Below are 20,141 nucleotides of genomic sequence, written 5' to 3'. Positions count from 1 at the left end.
TGGGGCGGGAATAGTATGAAATTCCTGCCCCGTTTTTTTAATGCATCATTTCGTACACTTTGATCAGTTCTGCAATATTGTTGACATCAAGCTTTTGAAAGATCCTTTTTTTGTAAGTGCTTACTGTAGACATTTGGATATTCAGCCTGTTGGCAATTTCCAGGTTTCCGTTTCCGTCAGCAAGGAGTTTAAAAATTTCATATTCTCTGGTAGATAACTTTTCTACAGGATTGTTTCTTTTGTTTTGAATAATAAGACCGATGAGTTCAGCAGGGTAGAAATATCCTTTTTCTATGACAGTTTTCACGGCATTCTTTATTTCTTCTTCACTGCTTTGTTTGTTCAGATAGCCTTCAGCGCCTTCTCTGATATATTGGATGGCAACATCTTTGTCATACCCTGAAAATATGAGAATCTTAAGGTCATTTTGTATGTTTTTAAGCTCAGGAACCATTTTTTTATACTGAGTTCCGGGCATATCAATATCCAAAATAAGAAGATCATAACGTTGATCGTCTAGCTTTTTTTTAACCTGTTCATAGTTTTCTGCAAAATCTATTTTCAGTCTCGGATAAGCCGTTTCAAGAACCAGAGAAGTCCCTGCCCTTACTACATAGTGATCATCAGCAATTAAAATTCTTTCATTCATAGAGATTAGTTTTTATTGATCGTTATCTCCACAATAGTTCCTTTGGGCAGATTTTTTCCGAAATTGATCTCAGCGTTGATCTTTTTCACCAGATGGATAACCATATGCAGACCAAGCCCTTTTCCTTTGAAACTGGGCGTTTCTAGCTTAGGATTTCTGAACAGGCTCATATAAGTAGCGATCTGCTCTTCGGACATTCCTGTTCCGGTATCAGCAATTATTATTGTGGATTGTTGTTGTTTTTCTGTCATATTCAGGGTGATCTCTCCCTCAAATGTATTTTTCACTGCATTATCAAGGATGTTATGGATAATGGCGGTTAAAATACTTTCATTCACTTTGGAATAAATCTTATGATCAGCAAGATGGGTGATGGTAGTTCCTTTTTCCTTTGCAATTTCAAAGAATAATCTGCTTTTAATCTCCAGAATTCTATTCATAGGATATTCCTTTTCTTCAAAAATATTTTCAGCCTTATAAAGCTCAGTATATTCTTTTAAGTTGAGCGTAAACTGATACAGCTGCTCTGAAGACTTATAAATACTGTCAAAATACTTCTTCTGAAGTTCCACATCATCAGACTCATGAAGCTTCTGAGAAAGCATCGCAATGAACCTGATAGGAGTGGTAATGTCGTGGCTGATGGTTTCCACCAACTTTTTCTGATATTCAGTTTCTTTTTGCAGGTTGCTTTTTACTACTTCAAGGTGAAGAGACGTCTCTTTCAGTTCAGAGTTTTTATTATGAACAATTTGTTTTAAGGCTTTGTTTTTTATTCTTAAAAAATTGGTTGTCAGCTGAACAATGATGATAATAATGATCAGGATGACGATAGAAGCTGACACTCTGAACAATAATGTCTGATAGAAAAGAGGCTGAATTTTGAAATGGATTGCCCTTTCTTCATACTTTCCATCAGGAGATACCAATATTCTTACACTGAGCGTATATTCACCCGGAGAAAGATTACTGATGGTGTATTTTAATTCCTTTCCGGTTGCAATCTTTTCCCAAGCGGAGTTTTCCTTTCCTGATATCCTGGCTTCGATATAAAGATTTTCCAGATTGGAAAAATAGGGAATGTCAATAAAAACTTCAGCGGTTTTATAATCATTCTTTAAATCAAGAATTTGATGAAAATACTGAGGTTCAGAATTTCCGATTTTTACCCTTTCAATATAGATTTTTTTCCTGTCCGGATAATATGTTCGAATAGTGTCCGGATTGAAAAATACAAAACCGTCCATTGATGGGAATACGAAATCTCCGCTCTCAAGAGCATGGGCATTGGGCTCCGAACTGCCATTGAACTCATTGGTCAGAAAACCATCTTTCTTGGTGAAACGGTAATAAAACACCGGAGTTTTTCTGTCTTCCGCATATTGCAGCAACTGTTTTTTTAGAACTTTAAACAATCCGTTGTTCGAAGAAATCCAATAATATCCTTTTTGATCTTCAAGGATATAATGCGCCGACTGCAGGTAATCGTTCCTGTCGTTCGGCATCTTGATAAGTTTGTGGTTTTTGAAAAGATAGAACCCGCTTTTATTCGTAGTGATCCAGATTAGATTATCTTTTGTCCTGATGATACTTTTTACATAGATATTTTTGAGTAAAGGAGTTATTGTCTTACTTCCCAGCAGTACCGAATACAGCCCATCACTGTTACCTGTCAGAATTTCATTTTCGCTGTACTGATGAAAAATATTGACAGAGCTTTTAAAATGATAAGTGAAGTCCGGTTTTGTAAACTGGTCTTTTTTGTAAAGATTAAGCTGGGTGCCGGAGGGGCCAGTACATGTGGTCCCATAAAGATTCCCGCTTTTCATAAAACTTTCAAATCCTTTGCTGATAAAAGTAGAATCCTTCTTTTTATACCCTGAATTTTTATAAAACCTGACAATGCTGTTCCTCTTTCTGATCAGAAGATTTCCGGAATTGTCATACATCATAAGGTAGTTTTCATTACTGCCAAACAAATGCTTTTTGACAATGCCGTTTTTTCCGAACTCTGTTCCGTCTTCAGCAATGATGGTACTTTTGCTGAAAGGAAGAGAAGCGTAATACACATTATTGGAAAAATCGGCTTCTTTCTTTGAAACATAAAAGTGAGAAAGATTAAGCACATTCAGGCCGTTATTGAGCGTTCCCAGATAAAGTTTGTGGAATTCTTTACCATAAAACATAGAATAGTAGGAATGATTTCCTATTTCTTCAAATTTTACAAGAAATTTCAAACGAAGGTCATTTTCGCTGCCCTCTACAATATAAATGTTATCATGATTGATTATAAAAGTCTGATTGGTAATCTGCTGCCAATAGATTTTAGTGTCCGGATGATTAAAAAGAGTAGGCTTCTCAGAAACAGAAAGATGCCCTTTATAGAGGGAATAGGTTTTTCTTCTTTTCAGATCATTGATAAAAAGAGTATCATTCAATATGAAAGCATAGTTCAGATCCTTATTGGTAAAAGGGATTACTATTTTGATTTTCTTTTTCCCTTCCTTATAGATAATCGTGTTCTTGTCGGTAAAATGATAAACCGAATTTTTAAGTTGAATAAAATACTGAACATCGTTATAGAAGTTTGAGGATATGATATTATTGGCAATTCTATGTACAAGTCCGGTACCGTTGGAAAATGCCATTTTATCACTGCTGGTAAGATTAGAAAGCTTCGGAAACCTGTTTTTAATGATAATCTTATTTTCCTGAAAATTATTGAGAACCGTAATACTGTCCAGGAGAGGATCGCCAATAAACTCTCCGAAACGCAGATTATTTACCTTAAAATTATTAAAAGTAATAAAGGAACTCCCATCATACCGAACAAGTCCGTTTTCTGTAGAGATCCAGATAAAGCCATATTTATCCTTTACAATGGCCTTTGCGCTACTTTGAGGTAGCCCATTGTCTATATTGTACCACGTGGAAGTATGGTGCTGCCCATGAATGTTTAAATATATACAAGCAAAAACAAATGCCCAAATTCTCATATATGTGCAAAACTGATCTATGTCTGCTGCTAATGCAAGAGACGGTTAATATTAGTATTTGTACAAGTCGAAGTTTTTTTAATGGGTAGGAACGATTGAAAATAAATTTTTATCATTGAAGTTTTCTGGTCTTTTGTGTTTTATTTTTTTTGATCGTGTAAAAATAGTGAAATTATGGAGATAAATCAGTATGCCACGATTTGTTTTATATAAGTTTTATACGGGTTTTACGATAGTATTGCATATGAAATTTTACATATTTCAAAAATAAGTGATAAATTCATAAGAGATTCCTTTTGAAACATTTTCTATTAATCTCAATGCTGTACTATGATTGTGATTTCTTTTAGGATTTTATAAATGAAAAATAGTGATGCTTCTGTATTTTTTTTCAAATTTATTGATTAACGGGTTAGGTTTTATTTAATTGCTTTTTGTAGTAAAAGTTTGACAAAAATCTGAGGTTAATTCTACATGATATCTTTGCTAAAGCTTATGGATATTCATATTTTTGCAAAAATATTCTCGGAACAATTAAAGAAACTCATCGTTTAAATAATGATTCTAAGAACACAAACGGTTTTATCTCAAAAATAAAAGAGACTGTCTCCATCTAAAGCGGTCTCTTTTTTGTTTTTTATTCTCAAAATTTACCATTTTAAGCCATAAAAAACCTCCCGGAAATGATGGGAGGTTAAATTAAACTGATTGTATATTGAAGTGTAATTCAATCGTTATTGATGAGTTTTGAGCCACTCTAGCCTGCGTTGATCCGGTAAATGTTTTACGGTAAAGTTCTCAAAAACAGCATTAAATCCGGTTCCGTCAGGACAGGCTGCCATTAATCCTACCATTACAGGGGTATTGTCCTGTAAAGGTGCATTTCGCATCAGGATATAGCTCTTGTCATCAAAAGAATAAAATATTTCCACAGCATCCAGTCTTCTTACTGCTTTTATCCATACTGCAGGTGGCGTTTTTTCTAATGTAATGACACTCCAGTCACTTTTGTTGTGAGTGACAACAGTGCTTAGGTTATATTTACCGTCTACAAACTCCACTCCGGCTTTGATGTAATGCTCTTTGTCTGTTCTCAGCATAAGACCCATCTGATCAAACCTTGCTTTATAGCTGCCGGTTATTTTTACTTTTGCTTCAAATTCACCTCCGTAAGTAGTGTAATAGAAGGGGGCATCATCCACAGTAAATCCATAATGTGAAATCCTCCAGTAATCACTCTGCGGGGTTACAAACATCGACAGGCTGTTGTTTTTGATTTCCCATTTTTCAGGTTCATTAAACCAGGTCATTTTCTCCAGAGTCTGGGCAGAAAATTTTTGAATCAGGAACAAGGCGCAAAAGCCTAAAATCAATTTATTCATTCTCTTTTGGATAAGTTCTAAGGGTAAATTATTATTTTAGCAAAAGTATTATTAAACCCACACTGTGTCAATACTGATAAATAACCATTATGGAAATCCGGGAACAACTCAGTCATAAATTATTGAATAACACTTCCAAAAAATGCATGCTTGATATTGACGTCTATAAGCAGAGAGCCCAAGCATATTCCGAAATGGAGGGCGCTATATGTGTATTAAGTGATGTGCAGGCAAATAAAAGTTATATCTATAAATCTGCAGCAGCATTAGAGCTTGGGATGAGTATGGGTGAAAACCCCACAGAAATAGATACAATCTGGGAAGAAGAGATGCTGAAAAAAATACACCCCGACGACCAGCTGAAGAAATATATCCATGAACTCCGTTTTTTCAAATTACTGGATGCTATGGAAATGGAACAACGTGCAGAATATAGTGTTGTGTCAAAGATCAGGATGAAAGATAAAAACGAGGAATATCGATGGGTAAAACACCGAATGTTTTATGTGTATTCACCGTATAATGACAAGCTGAGGCTGGCGCTCTGCATTTATAATATTTCTCTGGCCAGCTCTACAGTCCCTGATTTTATGATTATTAATACAGTAAAGGGAGAAGTTGTGGTAAAAGATAAGCTTGATTATAAAAATATTCTGAGCCCAAGAGAGCTGGAAGTTTTAAAATTTGTAGGAGAGGGATACGCGAGTAAAGAAATTGCCGACCGGCTTTCCATAAGCATCAATACAGTGAGTAGACACCGTCAAAATATTCTGGAAAAACTGAAAGTGAAAAACTCTACCCAGGCCTTCAAAGATAGTTTCTATTAGATATTCAGCTTGAATATCCGAAAAGTTCACCATGTTGTTTTGTATCTTATAATTAAATTTATACCTTGAATACAAATTAGCAAGAACAACACAAGATGAAAAGAAGTGAAGAGATTACCCGTCAGTATTTTGCCTTTTTGGAAAAACATATTCAGGATGTTATTTCAGGGTCGGTTTCCGAATTTATGGAACTGAATAAAATTGCCAGAGAACTTGCTGTTTCTCACACACATCTTACCGATACAATAAAAAAAGAAGCAGGAAAGCATCCCTGTTTTTTTTATGACGAAAAAATTATTGAACAGGCAAAACAGATGCTTATTATTTCCGATAAATCCATCGCAGAAATTGCCCGTATTTTTACTTACGATCCATCCAACTTTTCAAAATTTTTCAAAAAAATGACCGGTCTTACTCCCGGAGAATTCAGAAAATCCAATATATTATAAACTGACTGTTTTATTTCTTTAAAATTGCTGTGACAGGGTGTTTATGATGATTTCTATCTCGGGATAGGGATTTAATTATGCTTGGATTTCAGCATTAAAAGTGGGTTTAGTGAATTATAATGTTAAAATTGCTGGAAAATAATCTTTTATAAATGAGACGGTTGTAAAAAAATAACTGTCTTTTTTTATTATTTATCTATTAATATTTCTTTATTGTTTACTTTTTTTATTAAATTTAGGTAAGAAAAAACTAATTAATTCAATAGAAGAAAATGTTAAAAGATTCATATATATAAAATGAGTTTGGTTTCCAGCGGGTAAGAATAAATTATTGTGTCTTTAATAATATTTAATCTTAATTAGGGAGCTTAAGCCCTTTAAATAGTTATATATTTGTTTTTTTAAACCACAACAAACAAGATTAAGGATGAGCATCAATTTCACAACAGCAACTATTAAAGACTTTGAGAATATACCAGATAATAATATGGCTCAAAGGGCTGAAATATTTTATGAATATTTAGACTATGTAAAGTCTAATGGTCATATGAACTACAGACTGAAGAATACTTCAGGAACCAATGCAATACTGAATGTAAATATTGCAAACCAAAACAGAGAATTTGTTAGTTTTGTATCAAGTGATTATTTGGGATTTACACAGCACCCAAAAGTAAAACAAGCTGCAATTGAAGGGATAGAGAAATATGGTACAGGTACAGGAGCAACTCCTCTTATCGGTGGCTATTTTGATTATCACAATGCTTTAGAAAAGAAAATTTCAAGTTTTTTTAAACGAACAGAAGACGAAGCCGTAGTATTTACTACCGGTTATACAGCTAATAGTGCGAGTTTACAATGCTTAATGCAGAAGGAAGATCTCGCTATTTTAGATATGGCAGTGCATGCCAGTGTACATGAAGGATGTGCTTTTACCAATAAAAAAACATTTCCGCACAATAATTTGGAATCTTTGGAACACATTTTGAAGGTATCTGAAAATCTGTACCGTACGAAACTCGTTATTGTGGATGGAGTGTATTCCCAGGATGGTGATACCTCTCATATTAATGAGATCTATAATCTTGTGAAAAAGTACAATGCTTTTCTGATGGTAGACGACGTACACGGTGTCGGCATCCTTGGAGAAACCGGAAGAGGTACTTTGGAACAAGCTGGATTATTGGATAAAGTGGATATCATCACTGGAACATTCAGTAAAACGTTTGGTAACCTTGGAGGATATGTTATAGCCGACAAAAAATTGGCAGCATTCATGAGATTCCATTCCCGCCAGCAGATCTTCTCAGCTACAGCCCCACCATCATCCGCAGGAATCGTTAAAGCCATTGATTTAATAGATGAAGAACCTATCTGGAGAGAAAGACTCTGGAACAATATCAACTATTTCAAAAAAGGACTTGATGATTTAGGATTGGATACCGGAGTTACCTGTTCCGCAATTATACCCGTAAAAATTGGAGATCCTTATGTAACAGGAGAAGCTGGAAAACTACTAATAGAAAAAGGAATCTATACCAACCCGATTCTTTACCCGGCTGTACCAAGAAAAGATGCGCGTATAAGGATGAGTGTAACGGCAAGACACGAAAAAGAACATCTGGACAAAACGCTTAACGCGTTTGACGATATTAATAAAAAATTGCATATTGCAAAAAAATAATAAATTATGCCTAGAAAAGTAGTGCAGGGCCCCATTAGGGACAAAGAAAAAACAAAACAAAAACTGCTTGCTGCAGTTGGTAAAATTTTAAGAGTAAAAGGATACTCCGGATTAAAAGTAAGTAAGATTGCCGCAGTGGCTGGATTTGATAAAAAATTGATCTATGAGTACTTTGGAAGTACTGATAAGCTTATCGACGAATATATCAAATCTCAGGATTACTGGAGTCAGGTAAATCAGGACGTAAATGTTGATTTTTCCGACGGAGGACAAGAGCTTACCAAAATGGTTGTTCTGAACCAGTTTGAGAATCTGAAGAAAAATAAAGAACTTCAGAAGATTATTCTTTGGGAACTTTCAGAAAGCAAACCTATCCTTAGAAAATTAGTAGACCAACGTGAAGAAGTAGGAGAAGTGCTGTTTGGAAATATATCAGACCCTTTCTTCGGAGAAGGAGCAACAAGACACAGAGCAATTATGGCCCTAATTGTTTCGGGAGCTTACTATCTCAACCTTTATACAGCTTATAACGCAAGTAAATTCTGTGGTATTGATCTGAAAACAGAGGACGGAAGAAAAGAAATAGAAAAAGCTATTGTTGAATTGATTGGATTTGCATACGATAAGAAATAATCATTAAAAGTTTTCCGATTTGAGCAGAAATACATTTTTGTTGATATTTGAAAACTTTTAATTTTCAAATTAAAACTATATTTCTTATTTTTGACCAATGGAAAATTTTATAGTATCTGCAAGAAAATATCGTCCTCAGGAGTTTGATACTGTTGTGGGACAATCCCATATTACAGATACTTTAGAACATGCAATTGAAGAAAGCCAATTAGCTCAGGCATTACTTTTTTGTGGTCCTCGTGGTGTGGGTAAAACTACTTGTGCCAGAATTCTTGCAAGAAAGATCAATGAGAAAGATGGCTCGGTTTCAGAAGACGGCTTTGCCTATAATATCTATGAGCTGGATGCTGCATCCAATAACTCTGTAGATGATATCAGGGAACTGATAGATCAGGTAAGATTTGCACCTCAGGTTGGTAAATACAAAGTATATATCATTGATGAGGTTCATATGCTGTCTTCTGCCGCTTTCAACGCTTTCCTTAAAACGCTTGAAGAGCCGCCTGCTCATGCTATTTTCATTTTGGCAACCACGGAGAAACATAAAATTATTCCAACAATTTTATCCCGTTGTCAGATCTATGACTTCAAAAGAATTGTCATTGAAGACATCCAGAATCATCTGAGAACGATTGCCCAAAAAGAAAATATCCAGTACGAAGACGATGCATTGTACCTGATTGCTCAAAAAGCTGATGGCGCATTAAGAGATGCACTTTCTATCTTCGACAGGCTTTCCACATTCTCCCAAAAAAATATTACGCTGGCTAAAGCAGCCGAAGTCTTAAATATTCTGGATTACGACCAATATCTGAATATTGTAGATCTCGCCAAGGAAAACAAAATTCCTGAAGTGCTTTCTGCGTTCAATGAGATTGTGAAAAAAGGATTTGATTCTCATATTTTCATTGCCGGACTAGGAAATCATTTCAGAGACCTGATGATGGCACAGAATACTTCTACTATTGATCTCATCGAAGTAGGAGAGAAGACAAAAACCAAATTTATAGAACAGGGACAGAAGTGGGCCGCCCAGCAGCTGATTGATGGTATTGAGATCTGCAATCATGCGGATATTAATTATAAGAATTCCAAAAACCCAAGACTTACGGTTGAAATTGCATTAATGCAGCTGGCTTCACTGACAGCTAATTTAGGTGATACTAAAAAAAAAAGTTCCTGATTCTAGCTCCGTTTCTTAGTGAGAAGCAGGAGGTGAAGATGCCGGAAAAAGCTCCGGAGAAAAAAGAAGTTAAAGCAGAACAACAGTCTGCAGCTCCTGAAAAAACACAGGAAACTTCTGTAACGAAAACAACCAAGCCATTATCAAGACCGGGAATCTCTTCCGGATTCAGCATCAATTCCTTTTTGAATAAAGAAGATAAAGTGGAAACAGCAGAAAATGTTGTTGTGAAAACTGAAAATCTTCCTCAGCACCATTTTACAGATACAGATCTGCAGATGGAATGGAAAATTATGCTTAAACATCTCCAGGTAAAAAATAACATTGTATTCAATGCTGTAAAAACCTTCAAACTGGTAAAATCTGAAGAAAATAAAATCAGAGTTTTATTCCCCTCAGATTCTGCTAAAGTAGAATTTGATAAAATAAGCGGAGAATTTTTTAATCATTTTAAAAGAAAAATTCAGAACCATGCTATCGAGATAGAATACGTCAGAGACGTTGAAAACCTGAAGATTGAGGTCGTTACCAAGAGAAAAATGTTTGAAAAATTTATAGAAAAAAATCCACTTTTGAAAGATCTTGATGATTTAATGAAGTTTGATTTGACATAATTTTTATATATTTGTAAAATATTTCTGTTGAAAATACGTTTTCGACAAGAACAAATTGCAACCAGAAACGCTAAAACAAAGACATTTCCAGAATAAAATGGAAAAATTGACTAACACATATCAGTCTTTTTTTGCACCCGCTAATTATTTTTTTAGCGGTTATTTTAGTTTTTCTGCTTCTTATTATAGAAATTTCAGAACCTATTACCGATTTTATTGGTATTGTTAACTGAATTTCTTTCCAAAAAATACAGGAGAAGTAGAGCCCTATTATTTTCCTGATTCCTTTAAACAATTTTTGAACGGCATTTTTTGAAAAGAATTATAAATTAATTTTATAATCCAAAGGGCTATTGCTGTCAACTAAAAAAATTATACAAAAACAATAAAATTTAGAATATGAATTTAAATGATTTAAAAAACGAGTGGATCGATGGGCTTACACAGCCTTTAATGATTGCAGGACCATGTAGCGCGGAAAGTGAAACTCAAATGCTTGAAACGGCTAGGAGAATTAAAGAATCCAATGCGAATGTATCGGTTTTCCGTGCAGGGATCTGGAAACCACGTACCAAACCAAATGGTTTCGAAGGAGTAGGAGTGATCGGTTTGAACTGGCTAAAAAAAGTGAAAGAAGAGTACGGTTTCAAAACAGCGACTGAAGTGGCAAATGCACACCACGTTTTTGCAGCGTTGGAAGCAGATGTGGATGTTCTTTGGATCGGAGCGCGTTCTACAGTAAACCCGTTTACAGTACAGGAAATCGCAATGGCTTTAAGAGGAACCAATAAGCCGGTATTCGTAAAAAACCCTGTTAATCCGGATCTTGCTTTATGGATCGGAGCGTTGGAAAGACTTTTAGGACAGGATATTAAAAACCTGGGTGTAATCCACAGAGGATTTTCAACTTACCAGAAAACAAAATACAGAAACAATCCAAACTGGCAGATTGCCCTTGACTTCAAGAGCCAGTTTCCAAATATTCCAATGCTGATTGACCCGTCGCACATCTGCGGAAACAGAACAGGTCTTGCTGATATTACGCAGGAAGCTCTTAACGTAGGATACCAGGGTGCTATTATTGAGTCGCACTGCAATCCTGATGAAGCTTGGAGTGATGCTTCACAGCAGATTACTCCTGAGGTTCTTGCAGATCTTATTGGTAACCTGAAAGTAAGAAGTACCAATCTTGCAGGTTTTGAAGGTGAAATGGGAAGACACAGAACTTTGATCTCAGACCTTGACTTCCAGTTAATTGAACTTCTATCTCAAAGGATGAAAATTTCTGAAAAGATTGGTAAGCTTAAAAAGGAAAACGATATTGCCATCTTCCAGCCGGAACGTTGGAAAGTAATTACAGAATACGCTACACAAAAAGCGAAAGAAACCGGAATGTCTCAGGAATTTATTGAAAAAGTCTTCAAAGCGATTCACGAGGAGTCTATTGAAGTTCAGAATAATATTATGATCGATAAGAGATAAATTGCAGATAATAGGTAAGAGAGACTGAAAACTTTTACCAGATTTCCGGCAAAAAATATAGATTAGGGCTTAGACATCAGGACTTAGGGAATTGAAACATGTGTTTTTAACCTATTTCCTGAATTCTAAGCCCTAATTCCTTATATTTGCACCAGCATTATCTATGAAAGGAAAAATTATTAAATCTACAGGGAGTTGGTACCAGGTTTTGGAATTGGAAACAAATAAAATTTTCGAGGCCAGAATCAGGGGGAAATTCAAATTAATAAAAACCAGACTTACCAATCCACTTGCTGTAGGAGATTTTGTTGAGTTTCAACTGGAACAGGATGATATCGCCTGGATCACAAAAATTGACCCCCGTTTCAATTATCTGATCAGAAAATCCGTAAACCTTTCGAAAGAAGCTCATATCATTGCTTCTAATATTGATACGGCATGCTTTATCTTTACCCTTAAACATCCTGAAACATCATTAGGTTTCCTGGATAGGTTTCTGGCCTGTTGCGAAGCTTATAATATTACACCGTTGATTCTTTTTAATAAGATTGACGTTTTACATGAAGAAGAAATTGAAATCGTAAAAGACATAGAGTTTGTTTACCAGGAAATAGGCTATGACACATTGGAGATTTCATCATATTCCAGATTGAACCTGGATCAACTTCAGGAAATCCTTAAAGATAAAACTTCAGTATTCTTCGGACATTCCGGTTGCGGAAAATCTACTTTGGTGAATGCTTTACAGCCAGGATTAAATTTAAAAACATCTGAAATTTCAGATACCCATCTGAAAGGAAAACATACCACTACTTTTGCTCAGATGCATTTCTGGGATTTTGGCGGGAATGTTATTGATACACCTGGTGTCCGTGAATTTGCCATGATCGATATTGAAAAAGAAGAAGTACAGCATTACTTTCCCGAAATTTTCAAAAAGAGAAAAGAGTGCAAATTCCACAACTGTCTTCACATTAACGAACCCAAATGTGCCGTTCTTGACGCACTGGAAACAGGCGAAATTCAAGATACGCGCTATTCTACCTATATTAAATTGATGGACGAAGCAGAAGAAGCTTCCCAAAAATAATCAGAAACAGCATCTTATCATACTAATGCAGATTAATTCGGACAATCTGTACATATTTTAGTGCCCTTATGCCAGAATAATATTTTCAATAATATGTTTTTATAAGAATCATATTAACTTTTCTGTTTGGTTATCTGTTTTTACGGCTTATTTTTTTAATTTTTTAATGAAAAAAATTCTTTTTTAAAATAACTCTACTTTTTGGCATAGCTATTTTGGCAGATAACTCCACTTTTGTCACATTTTAAATTTTCTCTGCAATGACATTTTGGAAATTTCAATTATTTTATTAATTGCTATAGAAACAATAATGCTGTTAAAAATGGCCCTGTTTTGCTTGTTAAATTATGGAATTGATAAAAAAACACTATTGTTTTTAGGAAATAAAAAACCCAGCCGAAGCTGGGTAAAAACTAATAACCATGAAAACTCAAATTAAACATGAGAATCGCAATAAAATAAACAATTACTGTGCCAAAGTTTGGTTCACAATTTCTTAATAAAAGTTATTTTTATGTTAAAAAAAAATTAAAATAAAAATCAAAGATATTTTTTGTAATTTTGCGCCATTAAAAAAATATACATTTATGTCTAACATTACATTCACTATGATTAAGCCTGATGCAGTTGCTGACGGACATATCGGTGCTATATTGGGTAAGATTGCTGAAGGAGGTTTTAAGATCAAAGCTTTAAAATTAACTCAGCTTACAGTTGCTGATGCGAAAAAATTCTATGAAGTACACGCTGAAAGACCATTTTATGGTGAATTGGTAGAATTCATGAGTTCTGGTCCTATCGTAGCTGCAGTTTTAGAAAAAAACAATGCAGTTGAAGATTTCAGAACATTAATTGGTGCTACTAATCCTGCAGAAGCAGCAGAAGGTACAATCAGAAAAATGTTTGCAAGAAGCATCGGAGAAAATGCTGTTCACGGTTCAGATTCTGACGAGAATGCATTGATCGAAGCTCAATTCCATTTTTCAGGAAGAGAGATTTTCTAAGAAAATCATCTTACAAAATAAAAATCCGGAGAAACTTCTCCGGATTTTGTTTTTTAATAAGCGTAGGTGTCAAACGATATTAAAGATTGTTTTCAATGGCTTCTACATTTTCTCTGTAAAGCTCAAGAGGCTTATTCAGCAAAACAGTAATAACGGTCATCTGCTTATCAAGCCTTTCTTTGGGAATGTCAATATAAATAATTCCGGGTCTGTCACTCCAGTAAAGTTTATTGTAAATCGTATGGGGAAGCATAGTGCCTTCACCCACAATTCTTATTCTGGAAATGTCATTTTTTATTCCTTTTAGGGCGATAGGTCCCGTAGGTGTTCCTTCCACAAAAAGATAAAGAGTCTGTTTGTCTTTTGATAAAGCACTCATCCCGGAGTAATGTCCATCCGGTAATCCTTTTTCAGTTTCAAAAAAAGCTTCTGCATGTTTACCAATCCAATTGATGGTTTCGGTATTGGATAGAGGTGTTTTTCCGAGCTTCATATCAAGTCCGTCACTGGTCAATCCAGAGTTATTCAATAGATTGATACCATCATGCAATGAATTGGCCAGGTCATAAGCCGCTAATAATGTATTTTTATTTTGGAGTACTGCAGTGAGGGAAAGCTTTTCTTTCTTAAAATCTTTAAGAAAAACAGGGGGAGTATCAAAAGTGAGTTCTGCCACAGTGACATCCTGATCAAATTTTACATTAGAGAAGTTCAGTGTCAGCGTTTTTTCAGCGTCATAATCCATTTTGATAACGGCTGAAGGATCTCCTATAATTTTTGCTGAAATAGGTTGGGTTGCCAATCCATAGATCTTTGTCAGCTTTTTGGCTTCTTCCAGATAGAGGAATAAAGTTTTTTGTGATGTGGATAAGGCAGATTTCCCTTTATAGTTTTCAAAGGGAATTCCACGGGTTGTTTCATAAATGGCATGTTGGTTTTTGGAAGTCCAGCGGCCAAGGTTTTTCAGAATTTCAATTTGCTCTTCCGGAATCGTGCCATCTGATTTGGGACCGATGTCAAGCAACAGATTTCCTCCCATGCTGATCACATCTGCAAGGGTTCTGACAATCATATTGGGTGTTTTGTATGCTTTATCATAGGGCTGATATCCCCATGAATCATTCATGGTGTAACAAAGTTCCCAGTATGGATTTTGTGGCGGAATTACAGGAACTCCCTGCTCAGGAGTATCATAATCCCCATGATGATTAAGCCTGGAATTGATAATGATGTCAGAATTGTGTTTTTTAAGAAGATCAAGGGTCTGAGAAGCTTTCCATTCCTCAGAAGTATGTTCCCAATCTCCATCGAACCAAAGAAGATCCGGCGAATATTGAGAAGACAGTTCATTAAGCTGGCTTTGGTAATAGCTGATAAAATTCTGCCAGCGTTTAGGATCATTTTTTATTTCGTAACGCTTTTTTGTCCGGGTATTGATGTCATAGTACGGATGGCCCCAATCCGGTAATGAAAAATAAAGCCCGGTTTTTAATCCTGATTTTTTCAGCGCGGCAACAAAAGGACTCAAAACATCTTTTTTTGCCAAAGACTGATGAGGAATTGTCGTTGCATTTTCTGCCTTAGAATTCCATAAAGAAACTCCGTCGTGATGTTTAGTCGTAATGACGGCATATTTTGCTCCGGATTCTTTAATAAGGTTCACCCATTGTTCAGGCTGGTATTTTGAAGCTGAAAAACCATTCAGCTGTTTCATATAATTCTCGTGATTGATGTAATTGTTGAAGAATGACCAGGATTCGGAGATTCCGTTGACAGAATAGATTCCCCAATGAATAAAAATACCCAGCTTGGCATTTTTAAACCATTCCATTTTTTGCTGTTGTCAGCTGTTTGAACCTGTGCATCGATACTGTATGCTGACAGTGTCAATCCAAGGAAAATAGCTTTAATCAGACTGCTTTTCATAGGTAGATTTATTTTAACACTAAATATAAATAAAGAATAGATTACGGCATGTAATAGTTTCTTATTATTTACCAATAATTGTTATGAAAACGTTTCTTTTATTATTGTATATTTCTTTTAAACTATTTATGAAAGAAAAGGCTGTGAAACAATACGAAGAAAAGGGAAAATAAACAGCAGATCTGGATAAAGCGGTTTTAAGATAAGAGTTTCAATACACAACATGTATAATATTGGAACGTTTATTGTAAAATCTATCTGAAAAATAAACAATTATGAAAATTCCAACATTATTAATGGCGAGCTTACTGGCTGTAGGGGTTTCTGCACAAACTACAAAACCCGCCAATAAAGAGAAAAAGCCTGCAAAAAAGATTAAGAAAACAGCCATTACTGAAACACCAGGAAAGCCTAAACCAGGCAAATCTACAGTGATTGTAAAAAAAGACAGTGTAATTCCTCGTGGTCATGGATGCCCGGCTTGCGGAATGGGATAAAAGATGAGAAAGCCACTGTTGGGAGTATCCATGATGGCAGAAGCAGACTTTGTTTCTGCTATTTTGCCGTTGCTGCAGAATAACTCCATTGAGGTATTGGAATGGTCTTTTGATACCCTTTATCATACTCATGAGCCGGACTGGCTTTGCGATCTGCTGAACTTTTATGCCGAAAATAACCGTTTGATAGGACATGGCGTTTACTATTCTCTGTTAGATGCAAGATGGACAGAAAGACAGGAGGAATGGCTGGGAAAATTAAAAGAAGAAGTTCTACAACGGAAGTATAATCATATCACGGAACATTTTGGTTTCATGAATACTGATAATTTTCATCAGGGAGTCCCATTGCCGGTATCTTTACATCCTAAAACTTTACAGATAGGGAAAGACCGATTGTATAGACTTCAGGAAGCGGTTGACATTCCTGTCGGTATAGAAAATCTTGCCTTTTCGTTCTCTGTGGATGATGTTAAAGAACAGGGAATGTTCCTTGACAAACTCACAGAAGACAGCAATGGTTTCTTGATTCTGGATCTTCATAATATATATTGCCAATCCTGTAATTTCGGAGTAGAAATGCAGGAAATAATCAATTTGTATCCTTTGGATAAAGTAAAGGAAATTCATCTTTCAGGAGGGAGCTGGCAGGAGAGTGTATATGGGAAAATGCCGGTGAGGAGAGATACCCATGATGATGTTATTCCGGAAGATATTTTTTCTGTTTTACCTACTGTACTGACACAATGCCAGAACCTGGAGTATGTCATTATTGAAAGGCTTGGACATACCCTCAAAACGGAAGAGGAAAAAAGTAATTTCTTACATGATTTTAATAAGGTTAGAACAATTATTGAAGCCTCAGACTGGAAAAATAGAAGAGAGAATAGCTGGACTAAAAAGGAAATACAACTTACAGAAAAACCTGCTGAAGATCTGGTTTTGTATGAAGAGCAATCGAGGCTTACCAGGCTTCTTTTTGATAATGTAGGAGCAGCAGTCATTAAAGATCAGGGCTTTCATTATTTTAACACAGAAAACTGGGATCCCGAAATGATTTTGACAGCCCAGAATATCATTAAAAAATGGAATCCTTATTAAAACTCAATCCTGATAACCAAATCAAATTATATGAAAATGACAACATTAGTATTGATCATTACTGCCGTCCTCACTGCTTTGATAGGAGGACTTTTCTATGCCTATTCATGTTCAGTTGTTCTGGGGTTGGGAAAACTCTCTGATATGGAATATGTAAAGGCTATGCAAAGCATCAACCGGGAAATTCTGAACCCTGTTTTCTTTATGAGCTTTATAGGAACTGCAGTTCTACTTCCGGTATCTGTCTTTTTGTTCCGGGGGCAGCAGCCTGTTTTTATTTTTCTTTTGCTGGCAGCACTGGCTTATTTGATCGGTGTTTTTGGAGTAACGGTTGCTGGAAATGTTCCTATGAATGATGCTTTGGATAAGTTTGATATTTCCAATTCTACAGCAGATGCCATCAAACAGATGCGTGAAAATTTTGAAAACAGATGGAATTTCCTAAATAATATAAGAACTGTATTTTCTGTGTTTTCCATAATTTTTGTTGTCTGTGCCTGTATCTGGAACAAAGAGGTGTGAAAAAGATAAGAAAGGTTAAGTGAAAATACGGAGTCAAAAGATTCGGTATTTCTACGGATGTATACATAGGGTTTTATTCAGATCTTTGTGTTGTTAGCGAGACATAATTTAACATTTTCAAAGTGTTGAAAAAAAAGATTATAACCAAGACGACTTAAGTTCCAAACAAGAGAAAAGGCAGCCAATGGCTGCCTTTTGCTTATGATAAAATATAATCTATTAGATCTTCAGTAGCTCGATCATTTTTTCAGGGCTTTCAGCTGAGAAGACAGCATTTCCTGCAACAAGAACATCAGCTCCGGCTTCAAATAATTTAGAAGCGTTGTCAAGGTTCACACCGCCATCTATTTCGATAAGTGCAGTAGAATTGTTGCTTAAGATAAGGTCTTTGGTTTCTGCAATCTTTTTGTAAGTATTTTCAATGAATTTCTGACCTCCAAAACCTGGATTTACACTCATTAATAATACAAGATCTACATCTGCAATAATGTCCTCAAGCATTAATACCGGCGTGGAAGGATTTAAAACAACCCCTGCTTTTACCCCCTTGCTCTGAATGTGATGAATCGTTCTGTGAAGATGCGTACAAGCTTCATAATGTACAGAAATAAGGTCTGCACCATGATTGATGAATTCGTCAACATATTTATCCGGCTCTACGATCATCAAGTGAACATCTACAAATTTTTTAGCATGCTGCTGAACGGTTTTCATCACCGGAAAACCAAATGAAATATTGGGAACAAATCTGCCGTCCATTACATCAATGTGGAACCAGTCGGCCTGAGAATTATTCAGCATTTCAATGTCTCTTTGCAGATTCCCAAAGTCTGCAGATAGAAGGGATGGAGCAATAAGCTTCGTTTTCATTTTTACTTTTTATACTTTTTATTTAGATATAAGATGCTAGATCTCAGATTTCAGATCTTTAAAGAGCAGAAGTAGATGTATTCATTAGAGTCTGATATCTGCTGTCTGATATCTGAAATCTGAAATCTCAATTAATGATACTTCAGTTTCATTTCCGGCTTGATCTTAAGAATGGTTTCGTAGATAAGCTTGATAACGTTGCCTACATCCTCTTTAGATACCATTTCTACCGTAGTATGCATATAACGCAAAGGTAAGGAAATTAACGCACTTGGTACCCCGCCGTTAGAATGGGCAAAAGCGTCTGTGTCAGTTCCTGTAGCTCTGCTTGCTGCTGCTCTTTGGAAAGGGATTTTTTTTGTTTTCGCCGTGTCAATGATTAATTCTCTGATTATATGATGAACACTCGGAGCAAAGAATACAACTGGTCCTTCACCACATTTTTGATCTCCTTCTTTTTTCTTTTCAATCATCGGAGTGGTAGTGTCATGAGTAACATCAGTAACGATGGCGATATTAGGCTTAATAGTGTCAGCAATCATGTCTGCTCCATATAAACCTACTTCTTCCTGTACAGAATTGGTAATATACAGTCCGAACGGGATCGATTTTTTATTTTCTTTTAAAAGTCTGGCCACTTCAGCGATCATAAAACCACCAATTCTGTTATCGAGTGCTCTACAGACAAAATATCTGTCGTTCATTTCAAAAAACTCGTCAGGGTAAGTAATCATGCATCCCACAAAAATTCCCATTTCTTCCACTTCTTTTTTGGAAGTAGCCCCACAGTCGATAAAAATGTTTTCGATTTTAGGAGTAGGCTCATTCTGATTGGTTCTCGTATGAATGGCTGGCCATCCGAATACGCCTTTTATGATTCCATTTTCTCCGTGAATGTGGACAACCTTTGAAGGAGCAATCGTTTGATCTGAGCCTCCGTTTCTGATGACATAGATCAATCCGTCATCTGTAATATAATTTACATACCAGGAAATCTCATCTGCATGTGCTTCAATCACTACTTTAAATTCAGCTTCAGGATTGATGATCCCATAACAGGTTCCATAATGATCTACTTCTATTTTGTCTACATAAGGTCGGATATAGTCCATCCAGACTTCTTGTCCTTTGTGTTCATAACCTGTTGGTGATGATGTGTTTAAATATTTTTCTAAAAATTTCAAAGATTTCTTTTCAAATTTCATAAAAAGGAATGATTTTTGCGTTTAATT

Annotated in this window: 18 protein-coding genes; 12 read left to right on the top strand and 6 right to left on the bottom strand. The window is 35.6% G+C overall.

All coding sequences use genetic code 11. The features are described from left to right. Positions 1–37: 37 nt before the first annotated feature. The 3 genes from LF886_RS15020 to LF886_RS15010 all read right to left on the bottom strand — a co-directional run bounded on the left by LF886_RS15020 (position 38) and on the right by LF886_RS15010 (position 5,027). Positions 38–649 carry a response regulator gene (locus LF886_RS15020; protein ID WP_236850278.1) on the bottom strand — a complete coding sequence of 204 codons (612 nt, stop codon included), beginning with the start codon at positions 647–649 and terminating at the stop codon, positions 38–40. Between the two features lie 5 nt (positions 650–654). Then, positions 655–3,645, bottom strand: coding sequence for a sensor histidine kinase (locus LF886_RS15015; protein WP_236850277.1), 2,991 nt, complete (start codon positions 3,643–3,645; stop codon positions 655–657). A gap of 734 nt (positions 3,646–4,379) precedes the next feature. Further along, entirely contained in the window at positions 4,380–5,027 is a 648-nt protein-coding gene (locus LF886_RS15010) for a DUF1349 domain-containing protein (protein ID WP_236850276.1), read from the bottom strand. An 89-nt stretch (positions 5,028–5,116) separates the two neighbouring features. Between LF886_RS15010 and LF886_RS15005 the strand changes: the two genes are divergently transcribed. From LF886_RS15005 to LF886_RS14965, 9 genes are all read left to right on the top strand, one after another. After that, on the top strand, positions 5,117–5,854 hold the full coding sequence (locus tag LF886_RS15005) for a response regulator transcription factor (protein WP_236850275.1): 738 nt from the start codon (positions 5,117–5,119) through the stop codon (positions 5,852–5,854). 95 nt (positions 5,855–5,949) lie between these two features. Then, on the top strand, positions 5,950–6,303 hold the full coding sequence (locus LF886_RS15000) for a helix-turn-helix domain-containing protein (protein ID WP_236850274.1): 354 nt from the start codon (positions 5,950–5,952) through the stop codon (positions 6,301–6,303). A gap of 427 nt (positions 6,304–6,730) precedes the next feature. Then, complete coding sequence (locus tag LF886_RS14995) at positions 6,731–7,987, top strand: aminotransferase class I/II-fold pyridoxal phosphate-dependent enzyme (RefSeq protein ID WP_236850273.1); 1,257 nt, start codon at positions 6,731–6,733, stop codon at positions 7,985–7,987. Positions 7,988–7,993: 6 nt separating this feature from the next. Then, positions 7,994–8,620 carry a TetR/AcrR family transcriptional regulator gene (locus LF886_RS14990; RefSeq protein ID WP_236850272.1) on the top strand — a complete coding sequence of 209 codons (627 nt, stop codon included), beginning with the start codon at positions 7,994–7,996 and terminating at the stop codon, positions 8,618–8,620. A 97-nt stretch (positions 8,621–8,717) separates the two neighbouring features. Next, positions 8,718–9,803, top strand: a complete 1,086-nt coding sequence (gene dnaX, locus LF886_RS14985) for a DNA polymerase III subunit gamma/tau (RefSeq protein ID WP_109738241.1) — start codon at positions 8,718–8,720, stop codon at positions 9,801–9,803. A gap of 38 nt (positions 9,804–9,841) precedes the next feature. Continuing rightward, positions 9,842–10,417 carry a hypothetical protein gene (locus tag LF886_RS14980; protein WP_236850271.1) on the top strand — a complete coding sequence of 192 codons (576 nt, stop codon included), beginning with the start codon at positions 9,842–9,844 and terminating at the stop codon, positions 10,415–10,417. Between the two features lie 399 nt (positions 10,418–10,816). Then, the gene (locus LF886_RS14975; protein WP_124531033.1) at positions 10,817–11,899 is read left to right on the top strand and encodes a chorismate mutase; all 1,083 of its coding nucleotides are present in this window, start codon (positions 10,817–10,819) and stop codon (positions 11,897–11,899) included. A 163-nt stretch (positions 11,900–12,062) separates the two neighbouring features. After that, a complete protein-coding gene (gene rsgA / locus LF886_RS14970) occupies positions 12,063–12,989 on the top strand; it encodes a ribosome small subunit-dependent GTPase A (protein WP_236850270.1) in 927 nt (308 codons plus the stop codon). 587 nt (positions 12,990–13,576) lie between these two features. Next, a complete protein-coding gene (locus LF886_RS14965; protein ID WP_236850269.1) occupies positions 13,577–13,993 on the top strand; it encodes a nucleoside-diphosphate kinase in 417 nt (138 codons plus the stop codon). 79 nt (positions 13,994–14,072) lie between these two features. Here the strand turns inward: LF886_RS14965 and LF886_RS14960 are convergent, their stop codons facing one another. Continuing rightward, positions 14,073–15,824 (bottom strand): alpha-L-fucosidase, encoded by a 1,752-nt coding sequence (locus LF886_RS14960; protein WP_236850268.1) that lies wholly within the window; start codon positions 15,822–15,824, stop codon positions 14,073–14,075. 370 nt (positions 15,825–16,194) lie between these two features. Between LF886_RS14960 and LF886_RS14955 the strand changes: the two genes are divergently transcribed. Genes LF886_RS14955 through LF886_RS14945 form a run of 3 tightly spaced genes read left to right on the top strand, consistent with a single transcriptional unit; the run spans position 16,195 to position 18,039 of the window. Further along, the gene (locus LF886_RS14955; protein ID WP_236850267.1) at positions 16,195–16,416 is read left to right on the top strand and encodes a hypothetical protein; all 222 of its coding nucleotides are present in this window, start codon (positions 16,195–16,197) and stop codon (positions 16,414–16,416) included. Positions 16,417–16,419: 3 nt separating this feature from the next. Beyond that, positions 16,420–17,517: a DUF692 family multinuclear iron-containing protein gene (locus tag LF886_RS14950; RefSeq protein ID WP_236850266.1), complete on the top strand. Its 1,098-nt coding sequence runs from the start codon at positions 16,420–16,422 to the stop codon at positions 17,515–17,517. 36 nt (positions 17,518–17,553) lie between these two features. After that, positions 17,554–18,039 carry a DUF1772 domain-containing protein gene (locus LF886_RS14945; protein ID WP_236850265.1) on the top strand — a complete coding sequence of 162 codons (486 nt, stop codon included), beginning with the start codon at positions 17,554–17,556 and terminating at the stop codon, positions 18,037–18,039. Between the two features lie 219 nt (positions 18,040–18,258). Here LF886_RS14945 and rpe read toward each other — a convergent pair whose 3' ends face one another. Continuing rightward, complete coding sequence (rpe, locus tag LF886_RS14940) at positions 18,259–18,909, bottom strand: ribulose-phosphate 3-epimerase (RefSeq protein WP_103235059.1); 651 nt, start codon at positions 18,907–18,909, stop codon at positions 18,259–18,261. A 131-nt stretch (positions 18,910–19,040) separates the two neighbouring features. Further along, on the bottom strand, positions 19,041–20,114 hold the full coding sequence (locus LF886_RS14935) for a M42 family peptidase (protein ID WP_103235058.1): 1,074 nt from the start codon (positions 20,112–20,114) through the stop codon (positions 19,041–19,043). Positions 20,115–20,141 lie beyond the last annotated feature (27 nt).

The sequence above is a fragment of the Chryseobacterium sp. MEBOG07 genome, assembly GCF_021869745.1.
GTDB lineage: Bacteria > Bacteroidota > Bacteroidia > Flavobacteriales > Weeksellaceae > Chryseobacterium > Chryseobacterium viscerum.
Note: the sequence above shows the minus strand (reverse complement) of the source record. Positions and strands in the feature narration are given on the sequence as shown.

Excerpts from the sequence above, each read along its gene's own strand:
- LF886_RS14935 (WP_103235058.1), bottom strand. The coding sequence starts at position 20,114 with ATGAAATTTGAAAAGAAATCTTTGAAATTTTTAGAAAAATATTTAAAC.
- rsgA (WP_236850270.1), top strand. The coding sequence starts at position 12,063 with ATGAAAGGAAAAATTATTAAATCTACAGGGAGTTGGTACCAGGTTTTG.
- LF886_RS15010 (WP_236850276.1), bottom strand. The coding sequence starts at position 5,027 with ATGAATAAATTGATTTTAGGCTTTTGCGCCTTGTTCCTGATTCAAAAA.
- LF886_RS14975 (WP_124531033.1), top strand. The coding sequence starts at position 10,817 with ATGAATTTAAATGATTTAAAAAACGAGTGGATCGATGGGCTTACACAG.
- LF886_RS15020 (WP_236850278.1), bottom strand. The coding sequence starts at position 649 with ATGAATGAAAGAATTTTAATTGCTGATGATCACTATGTAGTAAGGGCA.
- LF886_RS14980 (WP_236850271.1), top strand. The coding sequence starts at position 9,842 with ATGCCGGAAAAAGCTCCGGAGAAAAAAGAAGTTAAAGCAGAACAACAG.
- LF886_RS14990 (WP_236850272.1), top strand. The coding sequence starts at position 7,994 with ATGCCTAGAAAAGTAGTGCAGGGCCCCATTAGGGACAAAGAAAAAACA.
- dnaX (WP_109738241.1), top strand. The coding sequence starts at position 8,718 with ATGGAAAATTTTATAGTATCTGCAAGAAAATATCGTCCTCAGGAGTTT.
- LF886_RS14955 (WP_236850267.1), top strand. The coding sequence starts at position 16,195 with ATGAAAATTCCAACATTATTAATGGCGAGCTTACTGGCTGTAGGGGTT.
- LF886_RS14945 (WP_236850265.1), top strand. The coding sequence starts at position 17,554 with ATGACAACATTAGTATTGATCATTACTGCCGTCCTCACTGCTTTGATA.
- LF886_RS14995 (WP_236850273.1), top strand. The coding sequence starts at position 6,731 with ATGAGCATCAATTTCACAACAGCAACTATTAAAGACTTTGAGAATATA.
- LF886_RS14965 (WP_236850269.1), top strand. The coding sequence starts at position 13,577 with ATGTCTAACATTACATTCACTATGATTAAGCCTGATGCAGTTGCTGAC.
- LF886_RS14960 (WP_236850268.1), bottom strand. The coding sequence starts at position 15,824 with ATGGAATGGTTTAAAAATGCCAAGCTGGGTATTTTTATTCATTGGGGA.
- rpe (WP_103235059.1), bottom strand. The coding sequence starts at position 18,909 with ATGAAAACGAAGCTTATTGCTCCATCCCTTCTATCTGCAGACTTTGGG.
- LF886_RS14950 (WP_236850266.1), top strand. The coding sequence starts at position 16,420 with ATGAGAAAGCCACTGTTGGGAGTATCCATGATGGCAGAAGCAGACTTT.
- LF886_RS15000 (WP_236850274.1), top strand. The coding sequence starts at position 5,950 with ATGAAAAGAAGTGAAGAGATTACCCGTCAGTATTTTGCCTTTTTGGAA.
- LF886_RS15015 (WP_236850277.1), bottom strand. The coding sequence starts at position 3,645 with ATGAGAATTTGGGCATTTGTTTTTGCTTGTATATATTTAAACATTCAT.
- LF886_RS15005 (WP_236850275.1), top strand. The coding sequence starts at position 5,117 with ATGGAAATCCGGGAACAACTCAGTCATAAATTATTGAATAACACTTCC.